This window comes from Acinetobacter sp. UBA2063 (assembly GCF_002333245.1).
Taxonomy (GTDB): domain Bacteria; phylum Pseudomonadota; class Gammaproteobacteria; order Pseudomonadales; family Moraxellaceae; genus Acinetobacter; species Acinetobacter parvus.
The window spans coordinates 4,184-9,304 of record NZ_DDAH01000204.1; the positions used below are offsets into that span (position 1 = coordinate 4,184).

Here is a 5,121-nt window from a genome sequence, read left to right on the forward strand (position 1 = left end):
CAATGTAGGCTTGAAAACAGTCTGCATCAAAATGTTGATAAAACCCTCTCGAACCTAGTAGCTCAGCCGCTTGCTCACGGGATTCCCAGTGATCGCGTCGGCGTACCGACAAGCCTGCTGGCGTAATTTTATCGACCAGCTTCGGTTTGAAGATTTTTGCAAGATGAAAAAATAACGAGGCCTTGCCAATAATCAGGGGTGGATCCAGCATAATCACTTGTGAAAAAAGTTCAGGTCGGCGATACGCTGCCATCAGCGTCAATACCGACCCCAGGGAATGTCCCAGACCAATGACTTTTCGTCCCTGGGCCTGCCTCACAATGCTATCAATGATCTGGTCAACCAAATATGCCCAGCCATGTGTAATTGGATAACGCTTATCTGTTCCAATTTCTGCCACATAAATAATGTCATATTGATCTTTGAGCTGATCAAACAGTTTTTGATAGACTTTTGATGGAACACCATTAGCATGGGCAAAATGAATCAAAGGTTTCATAAGCTTGTCTTTTATTTTCACTGATTGGTCAATTATCTCGTTCTACACATGTATTGCAAATAAAAGGGAGAACTGTACAGTTATTTTTACAATAAAAAGGCTGTGATATACACAGCCTGATTAAGATCAACACAGCGCTTTTATCGAAGCGATGCATCAGATATGTTATTGTATTTTCGCGTTTTGCTGAGTTTCCAGTTGTGCTGCAAGAGAGCTACTAATCCCCTCGCCAATCTTTGCACCCATACGCCCCAAAATAGACTCTAAAGGATTACGTTGAACGGTATAATCCACTTTTTGATCAACCTTTAACTCACGCATCAGGGTGGTAATGCTACCACTACGATCTGCAACACCAAGTGCAATTGCCTGTTCACCCGTCCAGAATAAACCAGAGAAAACCGCTGGATCATTCGATTTTAAACGTTTGCCACGTCCCTCTTTAACCGCATTGATAAAGTGACCATGAACATTATCCAGCAACGCCTGAACGTGCGCACGCTGTTCAGGATTAATCGGTTTGGTCATACTCAGGATATCTTTGTTATTACCCGATGTTAAGGTACGGTCTTCTATACCCAATTTCTGTGCCAAACCACTTAAACCATAGTTCGGCATGATCACACCAATTGACCCGACCAAGCTTGATGGATTTACAATGATTTCATCCGCAGCCGAGGCAATATAGTAGGCACCAGAAGCCCCCATATCGCCAATGACAGCATAGACCTTTTTATTCGGATGCTGTTTTTTCTGATAACGAATTTCTTGCCAGATTTCATCCGACTGCACAGGTGATCCACCAGGTGAGTTGATATTGAGGACAATTGCCTTGCTGCCACTTGCTTCAAATGCCCGTTTTAAAGCCTTGTTGGTATCTTCACTGTTCACTGTAGACTGACCCGCAGAGGAATCAATGGTGCCAACAATATCAACAATTGCCAAATGACTGCTGCCAATGCTGCTGGTTGATTTTTCTGTGCTGGTCGAACATCCCTTACTCATTGCAATCAGTACAATCAGTAAATAAGCAAAACCCAAACATTTAAAAAAGATACTCCAACGGCGGCTACGGCGTTGTTCTTCGACAGAAGCCAAGACAGCTTTTTCTAAAATCTGCCATTCTTTGCCTGTCACATTATTTAAATTTGTGGATTCATTTTGTGGTTTTGGTGGCCAATCGGACATAAGATTCCAATCCAATGTATTTTAAAAGTGGCCTTATTATATACGCTGATGGGCACAAAACTGTTTAAATAACTTGTTTGAACTTATAATTATTTTTTGCATTATACTGGTCTCTTGTAATTTTCCAATCTGCAATAAATAAATGACTCAGCCAAATTCAAACCATTCAAGTTATCGCCTACTCAAGCTCATTAGTCGCCAGCCGATTCAGTTAGGACGTTTTTTTGCACGTTTGGTTGCAGTCTTACTTACCACATTTCAGCTTTCCAAACTTTCAAAAATCATTCGACTCAACATCCAGATTGTGTTTCCTGACTTGGCTGAACCAGAGAGAGAACAACTGACCAAACAGGCAATTCGCAATGAATTGACCTCTTATTTTGAGTTTGTCAGTATTTGGGGAGCTTCCAGTCAAAAGAATATTCAACAAATTCACAAGATTCATGGTGAACATTATTTCCATGCAGCATTGGCAGAACAAAAAGGTCTGGTTTTGATTATTCCTCACTTTGGAACTTGGGAAGCGATGAATTCATGGTTCTCAAAATATACACAGATGACTATTTTGTATAAACCTGTCAAAAATGCTGGTGCTGACCAATTTGTCCGTGACGCGCGCAGTCGTGAACAGGCTCATCTTGTCCCTACTGATGAAAGCGGTGTTCGGCAGATTTTTAAGGCCTTGAAACAAGGTGGAACCACCGCAATCCTGCCCGATCATACCCCTGATCATGGCGGTGAAATGATCAACTATTTTGGTATTCCACTCGCCTCAAGCAGTCTGAGTGCGAAACTCATTCAAAAAACCAAGGCCAAAGCGCTCCTACTCTATACCATGAGAAATGAACAAGATGGTTTTGACATGCATATTGAACCGATCAATCCCCAGATTTATGAGGGAAGTGCTGAAGATGGCACGCTGATCATTCACCAGACTCTGGAGCAACTGATTCAACGCTACCCTGCACATTACCATTGGAGTTATAAACGTTTTAGCGCCAACCCTGCCCTCAAGAAAATTTATGATATTGACGAGAATGAAGCTTTGATTAAGGTTGCAGAAGTTCGTCAACAAAACCTATCTCAGGAAAATGCTTAGGCTATTTTCTTTCCAGCCATTTCACCTGTTGACGTTGTTGCCTTAGCTCCACTTTGCCATTTTCAAATACAAAACTGATGGTTCCTGCCTGTACTGTCGTAAGCAAAGGAATATTTAACGCCTGCAAACGGTTTTGTAATTCCTGAGTCGGATGCCCATAACGGTTATTAAAACCAGCCGAAGCAATCGCAAGTTTCGGTTTTAATGTTGCCAGAAAATCATAGGCCGAACTGTGTTTACTGCCATGATGCCCAAGTAGCAAGACATCCACTTTCAAATCAGGATATTGTTGCAACAATTTATATTCAGTTTCCCAGCCTGCATCGCCCATAATGAGGAAGTTTTGATACGGCTGGGCATCCAAAAACTGTAGATACAGCACACAAGACTGTTCATTTTGCTGATCTTTTGCATAAACCAATTGCTCAGGGCGTGGAAATAGAATTTCAACTTTTACATTTACATATGACCAGTTTTGACCCTGCTGACAAAATGAAAAATTATCCTGAAACGGCATTTTGTCACTGCGTTCATTGGACTGAACCTGGGTGATTGCAAAGGCATTTTGAATCGCAGGAAATGCGCCACTATGGTCTTGATCGAGATGCGATAGAATCACATGATCCAGATGTCGAACACCCTGTTGGCGTAAGAATGGAATCACCACCCGTTCACCTAAACTAAACTTGCTCTCATCATATGACCCACCTGTATCAATCATTAATATCTGCTGAGGATGCTGTAAAAGAACCGATTGTCCTTGCCCCACGTCCAGAATATTTAAAATCGTGGGTTGTGATTTTACCCCCCATACAATAGGTAAAAAGCAAACCAAAGCCCAGGCTTTTGGCAGCGTCCCTTTGGGCATAAATAAAATGATTAAACCCAAAATCAAACTGACCATCATTAATGGTGTGCAACTGACACCATACATATCAGGAGAAATTTGCTGTAATCCATTTAAAATCCATATTAACAAAGATAATAAAATATCATTGAGCTGAAAAAATAATTGCCCCAATGCTGGAATGATCAGCCAGACACAAGCGGCAATAATATCCAAAGGCACAACCAAGCCACTTAAGACTGGAATGGCGATCAGATTAGTGAGTGGTGCAATCCATGAAACTTGCTGAAAGAAAATCAAGACCAAAGGCAATAAGGCAACGAATATTTTCCATTGAGACTCGATCAAAACTTTTATTGCAAAAATAGCTTTTTGTTTTTTTGTTGCCACCTGATCTTTGGGTAAGCTATTGATGGTTTGATAAACCCTGAGCAGAATAAAACATGCGCCATAAGACAACCAAAAAGCTGCCGATAAAATGCTAAATGGATCATAAATTAATAACAAACTTGCGCTATACACCAGCAATGCAAAAGGTTGAATCTCTTGCCGAAATAAAATAAAAAGGCTGGCAACGATGACAGTTAACAAAGTTCTAATTGCTGGAATTTCAAAACCGACAAAAGCGACATATAACAGAACACTTAACCCAAATGGCAGTAGCACTAAAATCTGTCGTGGTTGCCACAAATACAACTTCGGATAATAACGTTGCACCAATCTTTGCAAAATCCAAGTCAACATTAAGGCAAAAATCAATACATGAGGCCCTGAAATCGCCAATAAGTGAGAGATGCCGAGCAATTGAAACTGTTGTTTTAAAGTATTGGATAATAGACTTTCATCACCTGTCAGCAAGGCCAAAAGCAGACCTTTGTGCTGTAGGTTTGAATTTTGTAGCATCTGCCGAAATGCCAAACGTTTTGTTTCAACATTTAACAGTAACTTAGTCCGAAAGCCCTGTTGCTGCTTTAAGTGCTGCTGATAACCCAAGGCATAAATCTCGTCAGGGCTTAAAGGCTGAATCTGCTGTACGGAAAATGCAGACATCACATTTTGCTGTAAAAACCATTTTTCCTGATCAAATGCGCCTGCAACTGCATAACTATGTGCTGGCTTAATCTTGCCGTAGACTCGGTAATAATGACCAAGCTGTAAGGATTGAGACTGAAAAGTTTGATCTTTATTTTTCTTTAAATACAGAAACCAATTTACGGGTTGAGCATGCCGATTGAGCACCTCCGCAATTTGTTTGTGTCCATCTTCTGTCAGTTCATCTAGGTTTTTAATATAAACAATGGCCTCAAATGGCTGTAGTTCAAGCTCCCTGAGTTGCAATCGATGTTCTAAAGCCGTATCTGCAAAATGATATCCACCGCAAAAGAGTGCCCAACTGGCACTGATCAGGATAAGAAATTTATATAAAGTCTGATTCAGATAGAATCGTTTTGCATATAAGCCAAAACTGAATATTGCGATTGCCAAAAG

The 5,121-nt window shown here is 40.8% G+C and carries 4 protein-coding genes; 1 reads left to right on the forward strand and 3 read right to left on the reverse strand.

Annotation, left to right across the window (positions count from 1 at the left end):
• On the reverse strand, window positions 1-499 hold a 499-nt coding region (locus B4H32_RS09890; RefSeq protein WP_286802697.1), incomplete at its 3' end, for an alpha/beta fold hydrolase.
• A gap of 165 nt (window positions 500-664) precedes the next feature.
• On the reverse strand, window positions 665-1,687 hold the full coding sequence (sppA, locus tag B4H32_RS09895) for a signal peptide peptidase SppA (RefSeq protein ID WP_286802699.1): 1,023 nt from the start codon (window positions 1,685-1,687) through the stop codon (window positions 665-667).
• A gap of 142 nt (window positions 1,688-1,829) precedes the next feature.
• On the opposite strand from sppA, the gene B4H32_RS09900 reads away from it, so the two are divergent.
• The gene (locus B4H32_RS09900) at window positions 1,830-2,786 is read left to right on the forward strand and encodes a lysophospholipid acyltransferase family protein (RefSeq protein ID WP_286802700.1); all 957 of its coding nucleotides are present in this window, start codon (window positions 1,830-1,832) and stop codon (window positions 2,784-2,786) included.
• Window position 2,787: 1 nt separating this feature from the next.
• On the opposite strand, the gene B4H32_RS09905 is transcribed toward B4H32_RS09900, so the two are convergent.
• Window positions 2,788-5,121 (reverse strand): DNA internalization-related competence protein ComEC/Rec2 (locus B4H32_RS09905; protein ID WP_286802702.1); only part of this gene is annotated, 2,334 nt, incomplete at its 5' end.

Excerpts from the sequence above, each read along its gene's own strand:
- sppA (WP_286802699.1), bottom strand. The coding sequence starts at position 1,687 with ATGTCCGATTGGCCACCAAAACCACAAAATGAATCCACAAATTTAAAT.
- B4H32_RS09900 (WP_286802700.1), top strand. The coding sequence starts at position 1,830 with ATGACTCAGCCAAATTCAAACCATTCAAGTTATCGCCTACTCAAGCTC.